Annotated in this window: 11 protein-coding genes; 1 reads left to right on the forward strand and 10 read right to left on the reverse strand. The window is 69.9% G+C overall.

The annotated features are described in order from the left end of the window. Window positions 1-80: 80 nt before the first annotated feature. From trxA to ACFV5N_RS00505, 7 genes are all read right to left on the reverse strand, one after another. Window positions 81-428 (reverse strand): thioredoxin, encoded by a 348-nt coding sequence (trxA, locus tag ACFV5N_RS00475; protein ID WP_385592180.1) that lies wholly within the window; start codon window positions 426-428, stop codon window positions 81-83. A 37-nt stretch (window positions 429-465) separates the two neighbouring features. Beyond that, window positions 466-1,428 (reverse strand): thioredoxin-disulfide reductase, encoded by a 963-nt coding sequence (gene trxB / locus ACFV5N_RS00480; protein ID WP_385592182.1) that lies wholly within the window; start codon window positions 1,426-1,428, stop codon window positions 466-468. A gap of 111 nt (window positions 1,429-1,539) precedes the next feature. Further along, the gene (locus ACFV5N_RS00485; protein ID WP_385592184.1) at window positions 1,540-2,376 is read right to left on the reverse strand and encodes an anti-sigma factor family protein; all 837 of its coding nucleotides are present in this window, start codon (window positions 2,374-2,376) and stop codon (window positions 1,540-1,542) included. Then, window positions 2,373-3,095, reverse strand: coding sequence for an RNA polymerase sigma factor SigM (gene sigM / locus ACFV5N_RS00490; protein WP_385592185.1), 723 nt, complete (start codon window positions 3,093-3,095; stop codon window positions 2,373-2,375). The genes ACFV5N_RS00485 and sigM overlap by 4 nt, the downstream gene beginning before the upstream one ends. A 67-nt stretch (window positions 3,096-3,162) precedes the next feature. Further along, the gene (locus ACFV5N_RS00495; protein WP_385592187.1) at window positions 3,163-4,884 is read right to left on the reverse strand and encodes a protein kinase family protein; all 1,722 of its coding nucleotides are present in this window, start codon (window positions 4,882-4,884) and stop codon (window positions 3,163-3,165) included. A gap of 88 nt (window positions 4,885-4,972) precedes the next feature. Next, the gene (gene murJ / locus ACFV5N_RS00500; protein WP_385592189.1) at window positions 4,973-7,045 is read right to left on the reverse strand and encodes a murein biosynthesis integral membrane protein MurJ; all 2,073 of its coding nucleotides are present in this window, start codon (window positions 7,043-7,045) and stop codon (window positions 4,973-4,975) included. A 36-nt stretch (window positions 7,046-7,081) separates the two neighbouring features. Next, a complete protein-coding gene (locus tag ACFV5N_RS00505; RefSeq protein ID WP_385592191.1) occupies window positions 7,082-9,364 on the reverse strand; it encodes a DUF6049 family protein in 2,283 nt (760 codons plus the stop codon). 64 nt (window positions 9,365-9,428) lie between these two features. On the opposite strand from ACFV5N_RS00505, the gene ACFV5N_RS00510 reads away from it, so the two are divergent. Continuing rightward, window positions 9,429-11,009: a CCA tRNA nucleotidyltransferase gene (locus ACFV5N_RS00510; RefSeq protein ID WP_385592193.1), complete on the forward strand. Its 1,581-nt coding sequence runs from the start codon at window positions 9,429-9,431 to the stop codon at window positions 11,007-11,009. Here the strand turns inward: ACFV5N_RS00510 and ACFV5N_RS00515 are convergent. From ACFV5N_RS00515 to ACFV5N_RS00525, 3 genes are all read right to left on the reverse strand, one after another. Continuing rightward, the gene (locus ACFV5N_RS00515; protein WP_385592195.1) at window positions 10,981-12,318 is read right to left on the reverse strand and encodes an MFS transporter; all 1,338 of its coding nucleotides are present in this window, start codon (window positions 12,316-12,318) and stop codon (window positions 10,981-10,983) included. The two genes, ACFV5N_RS00510 and ACFV5N_RS00515, sit on opposite strands and share 29 nt — an antisense overlap. Before the next feature lie 12 nt (window positions 12,319-12,330). After that, on the reverse strand, window positions 12,331-13,767 hold the full coding sequence (locus ACFV5N_RS00520; protein ID WP_385592197.1) for a glycosyltransferase family 87 protein: 1,437 nt from the start codon (window positions 13,765-13,767) through the stop codon (window positions 12,331-12,333). Window positions 13,768-14,673: 906 nt separating this feature from the next. Further along, the coding region (locus tag ACFV5N_RS00525) for a transglycosylase domain-containing protein (protein WP_385592198.1) at window positions 14,674-16,856 on the reverse strand (2,183 nt) is incomplete at its 5' end.

Below are 16,856 nucleotides of genomic sequence, written 5' to 3' on the forward strand. Positions count from 1 at the left end.
CGACGAGAGGGCCCACTGTTTCACGTGAAACAGCGGGCCCTCTTCGTGTGTGCCGGTGGCCCGGCACCGCCGGGGACTGCTCAGCCGATGAAGTCGGCGAGGTCACGCTCCAGGGCGGCCTTCGGCTTGGCGCCGACGATCGACTTCACGATCTCGCCGTTCTGGTAGACGTTGAGCAGCGGGATGGAGAGTACGCCGTACTTCGCGGTGATCTCCGGGTTCTCGTCGGTGTTGAGCTTGGCGATGGTGAGCTTGTCGCCGTGCTCGGCGGCGATGGCCTCCAGGGCGGGGGCGATCTGCCGGCACGGGCCGCACCACTCGGCCCAGAAGTCGACCAGGACCGGCTTGTCGCTCTGCAGGACCTTCTCGTCGAAGTCCGCGTCGGTCACGGTGATGGTGGCCTTCTCGGGGGTCTTGGCATCCGCCATGGTGGTTCTCCTCTGTGCTGGGCGTGGGGTGGTGGCGTTAGGACTGGACGGCTTCGGCGGCTTCGGTGTGGCTGAGGGCCGCCAGGTAGCGTTCGGCGTCCAGGGCGGCGGCACAGCCCGTGCCGGCGGCGGTGATGGCCTGGCGGTAGGTGTGGTCCACCACGTCGCCGGCGGCGAACACCCCGGGGATGTTGGTGCGGGTCGAGGGGGCGTCGACCTTGAGGTAGCCCTGCTCGTCGAGGTCGAGGACTCCCTTGAACAGTTCCACCCGGGGGTCGTGGCCGATGGCCACGAACAGGCCGGTCGCCGGGAGGTCGGACAGCTCACCGGTGGTGGTGGAGCGGATCTTCAGCCCGGAGAGCTTGCCGTCGCCCTGGATCTCGGCGACCTCGCTGTCCCAGAGGAAGGTGATCTTCGGGTCGGCGAAGGCACGCTCCTGCATGGCCTTGGAGGCGCGCAGGGTGTCCCGGCGGTGGACCACGGTGACGGTGCTGGCGAAGCGGGAGAGGAAGGTGGCCTCCTCCAGGGCGGTGTCGCCGCCGCCGATGACGGCGATGTGCTGCTCGCGGAAGAAGAACCCGTCGCAGGTGGCGCAGTAGGAGACACCGCGGCCGGACAGCTCGTCCTCGTTGGGCAGGCCGAGCTTGCGGTGCTGGGAGCCGGTGGCCACGATGATCGCCTTGGCCTGGTGGACCGTGCCGGCGGTATCGGTGACCGTCTTGATGTCCCCGCTGAGGTCCACGGCGACGATGTCGTCCGGGACCAGCTCGGCGCCGAACCGCTCGGCCTGGGCCCGCATCCCGTCCATCAGGTCCGGACCCATGATCCCGTCCTTGAAGCCGGGGAAGTTCTCCACCTCGGTGGTGTTCATCAGTGCGCCGCCCGCCGTCACCGCGCCTTCGAAGACCAGCGGCTTGAGGGACGCGCGGGCGGTATAGAGCGCGGCGGTGTAGCCCGCGGGTCCGGAGCCGATGATGATCACGTTTCGGACGTCGCTCACGGAATTCTTCCTTGTCTCGGGGCACTCACCCAGGGCCCCGGGTGGGGTCCACAGTCCAGTAACAGATCCTAGGGTCCCAGACATTCCCGACGGGTCAGTGCCCCCAAGGCGTTACTCGTCGAGCGGGTAGCTCTCCTTGACCAGGACCTCGCCCTCGACGGAGGGGGAGGCGCTCACGCAGTCGGCGTCCACCACATAGGCGTCGACGCGCAGCGGATCGGCGGAGTGCGGGAGGACCACGAGATAGGCGTCGGTGCCCTGGTAGCGCTCCGCCTCGGCCACCAGGGGGACCTCGGTGCGGCCGATGGCCGACTCGACACAGGACGGGAGGGGCGCGGACACCGCCCCGTACTCCTCGCCGGGGTCCGGCTCGGCCGCCTCCGTGGTCTCGGGGGTCGGGTTGTCGGGCCGCTGGTCGCTCTCACCGGAGACGGAGCCGGTGTCGGCGGACTCCAGGATTTCGGCGTACTGCGGCACATCGGCCTCGGCCAGCAGCTCCCGCACCTGGTTCTCCAGCGGGTCGCCGGACTCCTCGGCGGTGTCCGCCTCGGTGGCCAGGTCGGCGGTGGAGGCGTCGCTGCCGGGCTGGAGGTTCTGAACGAGGAGGGTGCCCAGGCCCACGGCCACCACGGTGCCCACGGCGGCGAGGGCGAGGCGGGACCGGCGCCCGGTTTCACGTGAAACAAGGGCGCGGAAGCGGCTGACCGGCGCGGGGGTGGCTGCGGCCTCGGCGGCCAGGGCGGCATCGATGCGGGCCGCGACGTCCGGGGGCATCTCCGGGGCGGGCAGCTGGGTCAGTTCCTGGCGCAGCAGGTGCAGCTCCTGCTGGATCTGCGCGCACTCCGGGCAGCCGGCCAGGTGCTCCCGCAGTCGGCGGGCCTCGGCCGGCGGGTGCAGATCTTCGTCGAGAGCCGCGATATCAGCGGGCTCGGGATGCATCTCGGTCATGTGTGTCCGCCTCCACCCCGCACGACCCCATTCTCTCCGGTATCTCTGGGAGGTGGGACGGATGTACCTGGTGTCCGGTTCCTGCCCGCGGTGTCCGGAGGAGAGTCGTTCTGGGCGCTGCGGGGATTGAGATGACTGACGAGCGGCAGGAGCCGGGCCCGGGCCCGGGCGCAGCGGCTCTTGATGGTGCCGACGGGGATGCGCAGGATCTCGGCCGCTTCGGCGACCGGGTAGCCCTGCATGTCGACCAGGACCAGGGCCGCGCGCTGCTCGGGTGGCAGGACGTCCAGGGCGTGGCGGAGCTGTCGGCGCAGGTCCTGGCGTTCGGCGGGGGCCGCCGCCGATTCGTGCGGTTCGAGCAGGGTCTCCAGCCGCTGCGGCTCGGGCACGGGGGTCGCGCGGCGGCTCTTGGCCTTGCGGATCCGGTCCAGGCAGGCGTTCACGGTGATGCGGTGCAGCCAGGTGGTGACGGCGGACTGGCCGCGGAAGGTGTGGGCGGCCCGGTAGGCCGATACCAGAGCGTCCTGGACGGCGTCCGCGGCTTCCTCGCGGTCGCCGAGGGTACGGATGGCGACGGCCCACAGCCGGTCGCGGTGGCGGCGTACCAGTTCACTGAAGGCGTCCGGATCACCGGCTGCGTGCTGGGCGAGCAGTTCCTTGTCGGTGGGGCCGTCGCCGGCGGTGGGCGTGGAGGGGACGCGTCGCGTGCGCTTGCCCACGGCGGATCCTCCCCTTCTGTCGGTACGGGTGCGGCCGGCCCGGCTGATGTGTGCGGGAGGCGAGCGGTCAGCCGGAAACCGTGATCTCGCTGATGCGCCCACGGTAGTTGCCGTCGCTTCCCATCGGCAGGTCCGTCATCCAGACGAGAATAAACCGTGTTGTCACGGGCTCTTCGGCCGTCAGGGTGTGTGAGGTGCCGCTGCCCTGGTCCACCAGCTCGAAGGCGTCGAGCTGAGTGGGGCGCGTGGTGACGCCGGGGCCGGCCACCCGGAACTCCAGCGGGGTGTCGCCGATGGTCTGCACGGTGAGGGTGTTCACGGTTTTCGGCTCCCCCAGGTCGAGGACGAGCCCGAGTCCGTCCTTGAGATTGCCGAACTTGGAGTAGCCGTAGAAGTTCTTGGTGTGCCAGAACGTGTCGGGGTCGCCGTCGAAGGCGTTGGGCACCGCCTCGGGGTTCTGTGATCCGCCGGATGAGGCCGGGTCGAACTCGACGGCCTCGACGATCGGGTACAGCTCCGGGTCGGCCACGTCTTCCTCGGCCACCGGCGGATCGCTCTTGGCGGGCGGGTCGGGCGGGGCGTCCCCTTCGAGCAGCGCGTCGGCCAGCTGCCAGCTGGCGAGGGCCAGCGCGGCGATGAGCAGCGCGGAGACCCCCCACTTGAGTGCGGCCCCCGTGCGGCCGGGCAGCGTCGGCGGGGCGGGCGGCGGCGGGGCGTGCTGTGGCAGGGGTGCGCCGTGGGAGCCGGCGCCCAGGGAGCCGCGCTGGTAGGTGGTGCGCTGATAGCCGGCGAGGTCGACCGGGGGCGGCTCGGGGGCGGGGATGCGGGGCAGCGCCGCGATCGCCCGGGACAGTTCCTCGGGGGTGGTGCAGGGCTGCTGCTGGCTGGTGGCGGTGGCGCCGTCGTTGACCATGGCGCGCATGGCCAGCTCGGAGAGACCGCGGTGCACCCCGGCCCGTACCTGGTCCGGTGCGGCCAGGGACTCCTTGGAGCTTTTGCTGAGGCCCGTTACTCCATTGAGGCCATAGCCGCCCTCGCCGTACGGCCAGCGCTGGGTGAGAGCGGCGTACAGGAGGGCGCCGATGGCCTCGGTGTCGGTGCGCTGGGGGTGCTCGGAGCTGATGCCGCGCAGGGCGGCGTCCACGGCCAGCCCGCGGATCCGGAACTGACCGGTGCCGGTGCGCAGCACGGTGGCGGGGGTGAGCCGCAGATGGGCGAGTCCTTCGCGGTGGGAGGCGGCCATGGCCTGGGAGACCTGGCTGACGAGGGCGTGGGCCTCGTGGGCGTCCAGCGGGCCGTTCTGCAGCACGGTGCTCAGCGGTGTGGCGTCGGGCAGCCACTCGTGGATGACCCAGACGACGTCGGCCTCTTCGACGGCGTCCAGGACCTGGACGAAGCGGGGGTCGCCCAGGAGCGCGGAGGAGCGGGCGGCGGAGATCACGGAGGCGGCGCGGTCGTGGTCGGCCGGCAGCACATGGACGCCCACGGCACGGCGCAGCTTCTCGTCGACGGCGCGCCAGCTGCTGAAGCCGTCCAGCCGGGTGATGCATTCCTCGAGCCGGTACCGCTTGGCGAGTCTGTGGCCGCTGTGCGGCTCGGTGGCGCGGGAGGGCGCCGGGGGTGTGGCCGTGTCGGCGTGTGCCGCCTGCTCCGCGTCGCGCGTGGTGCGCTGCGGAGGGCTGGTCGCCGTGCTCCGTTCCGCCACCGCTGAATCCGCCTCCCCGTGTTGGCTGCCGCTGGTGACACTGCCTGTCTCATTGTGCCGGTAGTCCGTCACCCTGCACGACATGTGAGTGCGGCCAGAGGTTGTACAGGGGGTGTCCGGCGGCCGGTGGGCGGGCGCCCCGCCACGGTTGGTGACGGCGGGGCGCCGGGGGTCAACGGCCCAGCCGGGAGCGGACCATGCCGACCATGGCGGTCAGTTCCTCGACCCGCATCCGGCGGGCGGTGAGGTAGAAGACCACCAGGAGGACGGCTCCGCCGCCGGCGAGGGCGGCGAGCGAGCCGATGACGCCGTGGCCGAGGGCGCCGGTGATGGCGTATCCGGCGCCGCCGCCGAGGAGGGCGGCGGGGATGCTGGCACCGGCGAGGCGGATGTAGGTGCGTACCACGCGGGCGCCGTCGAGGTCGGTGTTCATCCGGGCGCGCAGCCGGCGCCAGGCGACCGAGACGCCGAGGGCGTAGGCGATGCCGTAACTGAACGCGATGCCCGCCACGACCCAGCGGTCGGGGAGAGTGACGAAGCACACGGCGGAGAGCACGATCCAGGCGGCCGAGACGATCACCGTGTTGTAGAAGGGGGTGCGGGTGTCCTCGTAGGCGTAGAAGGCGCGCAGCACCACGTACTGGGCGGAGAAGGGGATCAGGCCGAGGCCGAAGGCCATGAGGATGTAGCCGAAGGAGCGGGCTCCCTCGTCGCCGGCCGAGCCGAAGAGCAGGGTGCACATGGGGATGCCGAGGGCGACGAAGGCGAAGCCGATCGGCACGATGGCGACCGCCGAGGTGCGCAGCCCGTGCGAGAGGTCGTCGCGGACGGCGGCGGTGTCGCCGTCGGCGGCGGAGCGGGAGATGCGGGGCAGCAGGGCGGCCATCACGGAGACGGTGATGATGGCCTGCGGCATCTGCCAGATGAGCAGGGCGCTGTTGTAGGCGATGAAGCCGGTGCCGGGGTAGCCGGCGCGCTCGGCGTTCTCGCCGGCCCAGGTGGCGAACTGGGTGATCACCACGAGCCCGGCCTGGTTGGCGAAGACGAACAGCACGGTCCACTTGGCGAGTTTGGCGGCCTTGCCCAGGCCGTGGCCGCGCCAGTCGAAGCGGAGCCTGACGCGGAAGCCGGCGGCGCGCAGATAGGGGATCATCGCCAGCGCCTGGACCACCAGGCCCAGCAGGGTGCCGACGCCGAGCAGCCGGATGCCTTCGGGGGTGATGGTGGTGACGCCGAGTTCGGAGCTGCGCTGGGTGCCGTAGACCCAGAGGAACATGCCGAAGGTGAAGATCACCACGATGTTGTTGAGGACCGGGGTCCACATCATGGGGCCGAAGGAGTCGCGGGCGTTGAGGATCTGGCCCATGACCACGTGGACGCCCATGAAGAAGATCGTGGGCAGGAAGTAGCGGGCGAAGGTGACGGCGACCTCGTTGGCCGCCGGGTCGTCCGCGATCTTGGCGGACATCATCCGGATCAGCAGCGGGGCCGCCAGGACGGCGGCGATCACCAGGCCGCCGAGGACGACCATCACCAGGGTGAGCAGCCGGTTCGCATAGGCGTCGCCGCCGTCGTCGTCGTTCTTCATCGCCCGGACCAGCTGGGGGACGAAGACGGAGTTGAGGCCGCCGCCGATGGTGAGGATGTAGATCATCGAGGGCAGCGCCCAGGCGACGGTGTAGGTGTCACCGAGGACGGCGGCGCCCAGGGCCGCGACCAGGACGAGCTGGCGGACGAAGCCGGTGAGCCGGGAGACCAGGGTTCCGGCGGCCATGATGGCGCTGGAGCGCAGTATCCCGGCGGCCTTGCCACCGCGTTGGGGGGCCGGTGGCGGGGTGGGGGCCGGTGCCGGCTGCTGCTGGGCCGTGGGGGCTCCGGTGCCGGGGGGCGGGGTGGGCTGGGCCGGGTAGCCGCTGCCGTGGCCCGGGGCGGTGCCGGGGCCGGCCGTGCTCTGCTGGTCGCGGAAGAGGTGGGCGAAGGCGTCCTGCGACGGCTGCTGGGCCTGCGGCTGCTGCGCGGGGTACGGGTGCTGCTGCTGGGGGTACTGCTGCGGCGGCTGGTGCGGGTACGGCTGCTGTGCGGGCGTGCCGGACCAGCCCTGGGGGTCGCGAGGGGCGTAGGGCTCCTGGTGCTGCTGCTGGTACGGCTGCTGCGGGTGGGGGGAGGGGCCCGGGGGATACGGGCCGGGGTGCGGGTCACCGTCCCCCTGTGCCTGGCCGCCTTCACGGTCGTACGGCGCTTGCATCGTTACCCCACCTCTGGTTCCGGGCCGGAGTCCGGCTCACTCGCTTCGATCCACCCTCTCACCATCGGGAGGGGTGCTGGTGCCGTCGTCACCGGTGTCGGTGCCGCTCTCACCCGCAGGCACGGCACCGTCCGGCGCCTCGTCGGCGGGGCGGGCGGCGCGCTTGCGCTTGGTGTACATGCGGACCCCGGCCAGGACCACCAGGAGCAGGCCGCCGGCGATCACCATCAGCACGGCGGAGGTGATGGAGGTGACCTGGGCCTGGAAGCGCATGGGCTTGCCGTAGGGCTTGCCGTCCGCCGTGTACAGCTGGGCTTCCAGGTAGGTGAGGCCGTTGGCCCGGGCGGTGGTGGAGAACTTCACCGAGGCGCTGTGGCCGCCGTTGACGGTGACCTGCTGGGGGTCGCCGACCTCCAGGCCGATCTTGCGGCTGGAGGTGAGCCGCAGCTCCAGGTTCTGCACACCCTGGACCAGGTTGTTCTGGACCGAGATGGGGATGGTGGCGCTGCGGCCGGAGAGCGTGATCCGGGTCTTCTGGATCAGGTGCACGCGCTCGGTGAGTTCGGTGAGGTCGCTCTGCACGGTGGCGCGGTACTGGGCCGCCTCGGTGCTGTGGCCGCGCCAGGAGGTGGACATCTCGCGGCGGATGGCGTTGCCGAACGGTGTGGTGACGCGGTCGGGGCGGGTCAGGATGACCTGGAAGTCGTCCAGGGTCCGCTGCGTCTCGCGCATCTCCTGGAAGGCGCTGGTGGGCAGCTCCTGGTCGCGCAGCCGGTCGGGGTAGGCGTCGGCGCCCGGCACCTGGCGGTTGGCCCCGGGGTCGGGCTGGGCGTCGGCGGCCTCGGTCACTCCGGTGAAGGAGATCCACTGCGGGTGTGCGGTGAGGGCGGTGATCGCCCCCGCCATGGCCCGGGCCTGCTCGGCGGTGGGGGTGCGCTGGGGGGCGAGCAGCAGGCTGCGGTCCCGGCCCGGGTCCTGCTGGGCGATGGTGAGCGCGTGGGCGAGGAACTGCTGGCGGGCGGTGGTGGCGTTGGCCGGGAGGCTCATGTCGGCTTCGAAGAGCTTCGAGAGCGTGGCGTCGGCGACCAGCGCGGTGGTGCCGCCACCGATCGGCCGGGCGGCTGTGGCCGTGTAGTCGAGGGAGTCGCCCGGGCGGAGGCTGTCGCTGCGGCTGATGATGTGGTGCGCGCCGGCGGAGGTGGCCACGGAGACGATGTCCGGGTCGATGGCGCCTTCGACGGGCCAGGCGAAGTCGGTGCTGGGCTGGATGCCGAGGACGGTCTCGACGGTGAGGGCGGAGACCTCGGTGGCGGTGCGCAGCCGGCCGAGGGCGCCGGGGACGTCCTTGCCGCGGTGGGCGAGCGAGGCCAGGTCGGGGTCGCCGAAGGGCAGGGCGATCACGTCGGCGTCCTGGACGGCGTCCTGGAGGGCGGCGAGCCAGGCGCGGGCCGCTTCCTGGCCGGTGCCCGGCTGGAGGCCGTCCGGGGTGTGGATGCGGTAGTCCTCGGTCATGGCGTCGACCGAGGCGAGCAGGTCGGCGTCGATGACCCAGGTGACCGGGAGGTCGGCGCCTAGCGTCACCAGCTCGTACAGCCGGCCGCCGGGGGAGATGTCGGTGAGCAGCGAGCTGTCGCGGAAGGCGGGCGTCTGCTCCTCGTCGGCGTCGGTCTCCGCCGTGAGGTGGGTGGTGGAGATCAGCGGCCACAGCACGGTCAGCTGCGTCCCGGAGCTGCCTCCGCCCGCGCTCTCCTGCCAGGGCAGCAGGCTGCGGCCGACGCCCAGGATCTGGTCCCAGCCCTCGGCCTCGGTCCGGCCGGTGAGGGTGAGCGCCAGCTGGTACACGCCGTCCGCGCCCAGCTCCAGGGCGGAGACCGGCACCTGCAGCTCGAAGGTGGCGGACATGCCGGGGGCGATGGTGCCGATGTCCTGGCCATGCTCGTTGACGAGCCGGCCGTCCTGCTCGGCGGCGAAGCCGGTGCGGTTCAGCGCCTCCTGAAGGTCCTCACGGGCGGGCAGGAGGGTGCCGGTGCGCGGGGCGAGCCGGCTGTCGGTGATCGCGGAGGAACCGGCGTTGGTGACGGTCCCGCGCAGCGTCAGGGTGTCGCCCTCGGTGGGCACGTCCGGGGTGATCTCCGTGAGGGCGACGGTGGCGGTGCGCTGGCCGGTGCCGACGTCCTGGGCGGGCACGGAGACCGGAGCCTGCTGGAGGGCGGTGACCAGCGGCAGGACCACCAGGAGGCTCAGCAGCGAGGCGATGATCAGCCGGGCGCGGCGCCGGGCAGGTCCCCGCCGGCGGTCTCTGTGGGCACGGGAGATCATCGCCGGCACCTCTGTCACGCGATTGCCCCGTTCCCTCGTCCCAGAACCCGCACACATGGTAACGATGGATCCCGGGGCTCCGTGCCGGGGAGCGGCCGGGGGAAGGGGCGGTCCGGTGAGGGCCGGGCACGTACGCTGTGCTGTTGTGCCGAACGACAGGAAAGACACCCACGCCCCGCAGTCCCTCCCCGTGCTCAGCCAGGTGCAGCAGCAGGCCGTGAGTGAGCTGTTGCGGGTCTCCCCCATCGCCGATGATCTTGCCAGGCGGTTCGAGGCGGCGGGCTTCTCGCTGGCCCTGGTGGGGGGCTCGGTACGCGACGCGCTGCTGGGGCGTCTGGGCAACGATCTGGACTTCACCACGGACGCCCGGCCGCAGGACGTACTGCGGATCGTGCGCCCCTGGGCGGACGCGGTCTGGGAGGTGGGGATCGCCTTCGGCACGGTCGGCTGTCGGAAGCGGGCGCCGCACGCGGGGCAAACCGGCGCGGGAGACGGCGTTCAGGACTATCAGCTGGAGATCACCACCTATCGGTCGGAGGCGTACGACCGGGACTCCCGCAAGCCGGAGGTCGCCTACGGCGAATCCCTGGAGGAGGATCTGCTGCGCCGTGACTTCACGGTGAACGCGATGGCGGTGGCGCTGCCCCGCAAGGAGTTCATCGACCCGCACCAGGGGCTGGAGGATCTGGCGCGCAAGGTGCTGCGGACCCCCGGTACCCCTGAGGCGTCCTTCTCCGACGACCCGCTGCGGATGCTGCGGGCGGCCCGGTTCGCCGCCCAGCTGGACTTCCAGGTGGCCGACGAGGTGCGGGCGGCGATGACGGCCATGGCGGACCGCATCACCATCGTGTCGGCCGAGCGGATCAGGGACGAGCTGAACAAGCTGGTGCTGGCGGACCGGCCGCGCCGCGGGCTGACGCTTCTGGTGGACACCGGGCTCGCCCGGCACGTTCTGCCCGAGCTGCCGGCGCTGCGGCTGGAGCGCGACGAGCACCACCGGCACAAGGACGTGTACGAGCACAGCCTGACCGTGCTGGAGCAGGCCATCGCGCTGGAGACCGAGGGGCCCGACCTGACGCTGCGGCTGGCCGCGCTCCTGCATGACATCGGCAAGCCGAAGACGCGGCGGTTCGAGAAGGACGGCCGTGTCTCCTTCCACCACCACGAGATGGTCGGCGCCAAGATGACAAAGGCGCGGATGACCAAGCTCAAGTACCCCAATGAGCTGGTCAAGGATGTCTCCCGGCTGGTGGAGCTGCATCTGCGCTTCCACGGCTACGGCACGGGCGAGTGGACCGACTCAGCGGTCCGGCGCTACGTCCGTGACGCCGGACCCCTGCTGGACCGGCTGCACAAGCTGACCCGCTCCGACTGCACCACGCGCAACAAGCGCAAGGCGCTGGCGCTCTCCCAGTCCTACGACGGCCTGGAGCGCCGCATCGCCCAGCTCCAGGAGCAGGAGGAGCTGGACGCGATCCGCCCTGACCTCAATGGCAACCAGATCATGGAGATTCTCGGCATCGGCCCCGGACCCGAGATCGGCGAGGCCTACCGGCATCTGCTGGAGCTGCGGCTTGAGCACGGCCCGCTGGAGCACGAGGCGGCGGTGGCCGCGCTCAAGGAGTGGTGGGCGTCCCGGGACTGACGGGAGGCTGGGGCGGTGTTTCCCGTGTTTCACGTGAAACATCGGTCCGGCGCAGCCGGTAGATCAGGGCCGCGGTGAGGGCGAAGAGCACGGAGACGATCAGCAGCAGCTGTACGGAGCGTCCGTCCGTGGGGAGCATCAGCGCGGCCAGCCCGGCCGACGCGACGAAGGCGATATTGAAGAGCATGTCGTAGAGGGCGAAGACCCGGCCTCGGAAGGCATCGTCCACGGAGGACTGCACCACGGTGTCGGTCACGATCTTGGCGCCCTGTGACGTCAGGCCCAGCATGAACGCGGCGATGAGCATGGGCACCGGATGGAAGGGCAGCCCCAGCGGGACCAGCAGGACGGCCGGGGTGGCGGCGCAGAGGGCGAACCAGCCCAGCCGTCCGAAGCGCCGGACCGCACCGGGGGTGAGGACCGCCGCGACGAAGAAACCGGCCCCGGTGGTGGCCACGGCCAGCCCGAGCAGGGTCATGCCGCCGCCGTTGCCGTCATGGCCCCAGTGATTGCGGGCGAGCATCAGCAGCATGATCAGCAGGGCGCCGTAGCCGAAGCGCATGAGCACCACCCCGGTCAGCGCCCAGGAGGCGGTCCGCCGGCGGGCGAGGTGGCGCAGCCCGGCCACCAGGCCGCGTGCGGTGGAGGCGAGTGCCGCCAGGACCCGCGGCTGGACCTCGTCGGGCGCCGGGCCGAGCAGGTCACGCCGGATGCGGATGGCGGCGAGACCGGCGGCCAGATAGACGAGCACCGAGACGATCAGTGCCAGTGCGTCCTCGCTGACAGCGGTGTGCGTGAAGATCTGGGTCACCAGTGTGACGCCGCCGCCGATGGTGGCGGCGATGGTGCCCGCCGTCGGGGAGAGGGAGTTGGCGATCACGAGTCGGTCGGCGTCCACGACCCGGGGCAGCGAGGCGGACAGGCCGGCCAGGATGAACCGGTTGACGCCGGTCACCGAGAGCGCCGAGAGATAGAAGAGCCAGGTAGGCACTCCCTGGATCACCAGCGCGCAGGTGACCGCGGCCAGGAACGCGCGCAGCAGATTCCCGTAGAGCAGTACCTGGCGCCGTCGCCAGCGGTCCAGCAGCACCCCGGCGAACGGGCCGAGCAGCGAGTACGGCAGCAGCAGCACGGCCATCGCCCCGGCGATATCGGCGGGAGTGGTCTGCTGCTCCGGAGAGAAGACCACATAGGTGGCCAGCCCGACCTGGAACGCGCCGTCGGAGAACTGGGAGAGCAGCCGGACGGTCAGCAGCCGTCTGAAGTTGGGGAAGCGCAACAGCGTCCGGAGGTCGGTGACGACGGTCACGCGTTCCGCCCTTCATGTTTCACGTGAAACGCCCCGCCCGGAAACGGCGACCCGGCGGTGCAGGGTGAAGACATCGGCGGCACCGTCCAGGACACCTCCTCCCGGGTCGTCGGATCCGGTACGCCGGATCACATCATGATCGGGACGCAGTGCATCGCGCACGATCATCACACAGAGATAGAGCGTGCCCAAGAGATGGGCGGCAATGGCCAGCTGGTATCCGCCCACCGGCAATCCCTCCTGGCTGTCCCCGGTGATGTGGGCGAGGTACAGCCAGATGCCGAAGAAGTAGAGCACCTCCCCGGCCTGCCAGATGAGGAAGTCCCGCCAGCGCGGACGGGCCAGGGCCGCGAGCGGGATCAGCCAGAGCACGTACTGCGGCGAGTACACCTTGTTGGTGAGGATGAACACGGCCACGACGAGAAAGGCGAGCTGGGCCAGCCGTGGCCGGCGCGGTGCCCGCAGGGCGAGCAGGGCGATCCCGGCGAAACCCAGCAGCGTCAGCGCGGTGGCGTAGGTGTTCACGGAGTCCAGCGGGATGTCGGTGCGCTGGGCCAGGATCAGCCAGAAGGAACCGAAGTCGACGGGCCGTTCCTCGCTGAAGGCGTAGAAGGTGACCCAGCCCTCCCAGGCCAGCAGCATCACGGGGCCGTTCACGACCAGCCAGGCTCCGGCGGCCCCCAGCAGGGCCGAGCCGAAGGAACGCAGCCGTCCGGCCCGCCAGCAGAGCAGAAAGAGCGGTCCGAGCAGCAGCAGGGGATACAGCTTGGCGGCGGTGGCGAGCCCCAGCAGCACCCCGGCGGCCAGCGGCCGGCTCCGGGACCACATCAGCAGCGCCCCGCAGGTGAGCGCCCCGGCCAGCAGGTCCCAGTTGATGGTCGCGGTGAGCGCGAACGCGGGCGCCAGCGCCACCAGCAGCCCGTCCCACGGCCGGTCGCGGTGGGTGCGGGCGACACAGGCGGCGATGATCGCCGCACAGGCCAGCAGCATCCCGGCGTTGACCAGCCAGTACAGCTGCCCCGGCCCCGGATCGACGGCCCCGCCGGGGGTGAGCCAGGCCGCCACTTCCATGAACAGCCCGGTGAGCACCGGGTATTCGAGGAACGCCTTGTCGGGGGAGAGAGTCTCGGGGATGCGGTCGAAGTACGGGATCAGCCCGTCCGCGAAGCCCCGCCCGTAGTAGAGGTGCGGGATGTCGGAGTAGCAGGCCTGCGTGTACTGGGCGGTGGGGCCGCCGACCCAGCTGTCGGCGTAGCAGGGCAGCTTCTGCACCATGCCAAGGGCGAACATCCCGATCATCACCAGCACGACCACCCGCGCCGGATGCCACCAGCCCCGCCCCACGGCGGCCCGCCTCCCGACGGGCCCCCCGATCAGCTCACTGCCGGCCGCCGCCACCTCATCATGCGTGGTGGGCCGTACGGGCACGGGTGGGTTGGTCGGTGCCATGCCCACATCCTGCCGTACGACCCACCAGGGTCAGCCGATGACTCGGCGGACGGTTTTCCTCCTGACCGCGCTGCCTAGCGCGGTCAGTGAGACGTGTAAAGACGGCTGGCAGTCTGTAAAAACTCGTAAGTGAGAGGAAAGACATGGATTTGCGCGAATCACAACATTAATTAGGAAATTTTATGCGAATGTGAACCAAGTGTGGGTAGGAAAAGTACGTACCGTCGCCCCGTAGACACATTGAGATAGCACTGTGTACGGTCTGTTCGTCGGCCTTCACGTAGGGGGAGGCCGGTCAGTTTAATCTCAGAGTCCGGACATGGGATGGGGTCTTGGCATGATCCGAAAGCGACTGCGCGCCAAGCGGATTGCTGCATTGGGGGCTGCGGCTACATCTATTGCAGTGGCGGCTTCATTGATGACGGCGGCTCCCGCATCGGCTGCCAGCTATAACGGTGCTTGTGGGAGTGGGTACTCGCAAGTCGAATCCTGGGATATTCGAGATTCATATGGATACGTAGTGGGTCAAATTTTTGCCACGTATAATCGGTCTAATGGATACAAATGCACTGTTACTATCAAGGATAACAGTTATCGAATGACTATGTCAGCCGGGATTAAGCGAAGCTCTGCGAGCAATTATGTTCGAGATACCGGGGAGTACACAACCTATGCTGGCCCTGTTTATACCCATGCTCCCGGGCAGTGCGTCAGTCTTTCGGGCCGGATTGACGGAGCGACTCGCAGTCTAGTTAGTACCTACTGCCATTAATCGGCTCCCCTCCGCGATGTAAGAGTCGGTTACCAGTAAAGGCCTCGGACGGTGGGCTGCTGCACGAGCAGCCCACCGTCCGAGGCCTAGTTTCTGCTCAGTTACCGGTGTGAGCGCGGCTGGCTGGCGGAGGACTAACCGGTGCCTCCGCTCCACCAGCCTGGGCTTCCGCTGTCGCCGCTGTTGGCGTTGCCCGCGGAGTCGGTGTCACCGGAACCCGCGTCCGCTCCGGCGTCCGCCCCGGTGTCCGCTCCCTCGTCGCCGTTGCTGGCGCCTTCGTTGCCCGCGTTGGCGCCGCCGGGCAAGCCGGACCCGGCGTTGTCACCGCCCTGGGTGCCACCGCCGTCGGAGCAGGTCGGGTCTCCGGGCTGACAGGAGTCGGTCGGGTCGGGCTCGGGGTCGGCCGGCGGAGTCTCGGTCTCCTCGTCCCGCTCCTCTTCCTGCTCCTCGTCGATGTCCGGTTCCTCGGACTCCTCCGTCTCGTCGGTGACCGGCGGGTCGGGCTGCTCGGGCTCGGTGCCGATACCGCGGTACTCCTCGCCGATCTTGCCGGGCTTGGGGAAGTTGTCCGGCGGATCGTTCTTGGTGGCCTCCATCATGAAGCCCATCCAGACATCGGCAGGGAGGGAACCGCCGGTGATCTTCTCCATGCCGGCGGTGCCGTACATGGAGAGAAACTTGCGGTCTGCGGGAGCGATGTCCTCGGAGTCCGGGAAACGCCACATACCGATCGCGGTGGAGAGGTGGGGGGTGTAGCCGACGAACCACGCACTGTTGTTCTGGTCCGTGGTGCCAGTCTTGGCGGCGGCGGGCTTGCCGAGCTCCTGAACCTTCCGGGCACTCCCCTGTTCCCCGTTCACCACGCCGACCAGTACGTCGGTCACGTTGTCGGCAACATTGGCCTCGAAGTGCCGTTCCGTCTTGCTCTCGTGCTCGTAGAGGGTCACGCCCTCTAGCTCCGCATGGGTCACGAAGTACGGGTCGGCCTGCTCTCCGCTGGCGGCGAAGGTGGCATACGCGGTGGCCATCCGGATCGGGCCGGGGGTGGAGACACCCAGCGCGAAGGTCGGCACGGTGTCATTCGCCGGGCCGAGAGTGCTTTCGAGCAGTCCGGCGTCGATCGCCGCTTCGGCGACCTTGGCCGGGCCGACATCCATGCCGAGCTGGACGAAGGGTGAGTTGGCCGAGATCTCCATCGCCTTGCGCAGGGTGATGTCGCCCTTGCCACCGTCCTCGAAGTTCTTCTGCTCCCAGGTGAACGGCTCGCCGTCTTCGTCCTCTCCGTACCAGATCTCCCCGTCGTAGTTCCGAATCAGCAGGTCGTTCTCGCTGGAGTAGATGCTGTCCGGCGAGATCGGCGTCCGGTCCTTGTCCGGCTGGTCCGCCGGCTTCTCCGGGTCGCGGACGCCGTCGCGCATCGCCGCCGCCAGGACGAAGGGCTTGAAGGTCGAGCCGACCTGGGCGCCCGCGTTGTTGGCGTTGTTCAGGAAGTGTTCGAGGTAGTTGTGGCCGCCGTAGATCGCGACCACCGCGCCGTCGCCGGGCACGACGGCCGCGCCGCCGAACTGGACGTGCTCGTCCTCTTCACGGCTCTCGGGGTCCAGGTTGTCGTCGATGACCTTCTTCACCGCGTCCTCCATCTGCTTCACCATCTCCTTGTCGAAGGTGGTGTGGATGGAGTAGCCGCCCGACGCGAGCTTATCCGCGTCGACGTCGATGTCGTCGTTGTTGATCAGATAGCTGTCGGCGAGCTCCTTCAGGTAACCGATCTGGCCGGCGAGATCCGTCGACGGCGCGAGGTCCTGCGGCATGGGGAACTCGGTGTACTCGTTCCGCTCCGCCGGCTTCATGTTGCCGACGGCCACCCGACGGTCCAGGACCGTCACCCACTGGTTCATGGCCCGCTCGGTGTTGGCCTCGGCGCGCTCGGCGCCGCCGGTGCCACCCGAGGTGTCGTACAGGTCGGCGCCCTTCAGCAGGGTGGTGAGGTAGGCGCACTCGTTCGCGTCGAGGTCCTTGGCGTCCTTGTCGTAGTACGCCCGGGCCGCCGCCTGGATGCCGTAGGCGCCGCGGCCGAAGTAGGCCGTGTTCAGGTACCCGGCCATGATCTCTTCCTTGGACACGTCGGACGCGACCTTGACGGAGATCAGGAGTTCCTTGAACTTACGGCTGAGCGTCTGGCTCTGGTCCAGGTACATGTTCTTCACGTACTGCTGGGTGATGGTCGAGCCGGACTGGGTGTCGCCGCCCTGGGCCATGTTGACCACGGCGCGGGCGATGCCCTTGAGGTCGACGCCGGGGTCGTCCCAGAAGGTCC

This window comes from Streptomyces sp. NPDC059853 (assembly GCF_042731495.1).
GTDB lineage: Bacteria > Actinomycetota > Actinomycetes > Streptomycetales > Streptomycetaceae > Streptomyces.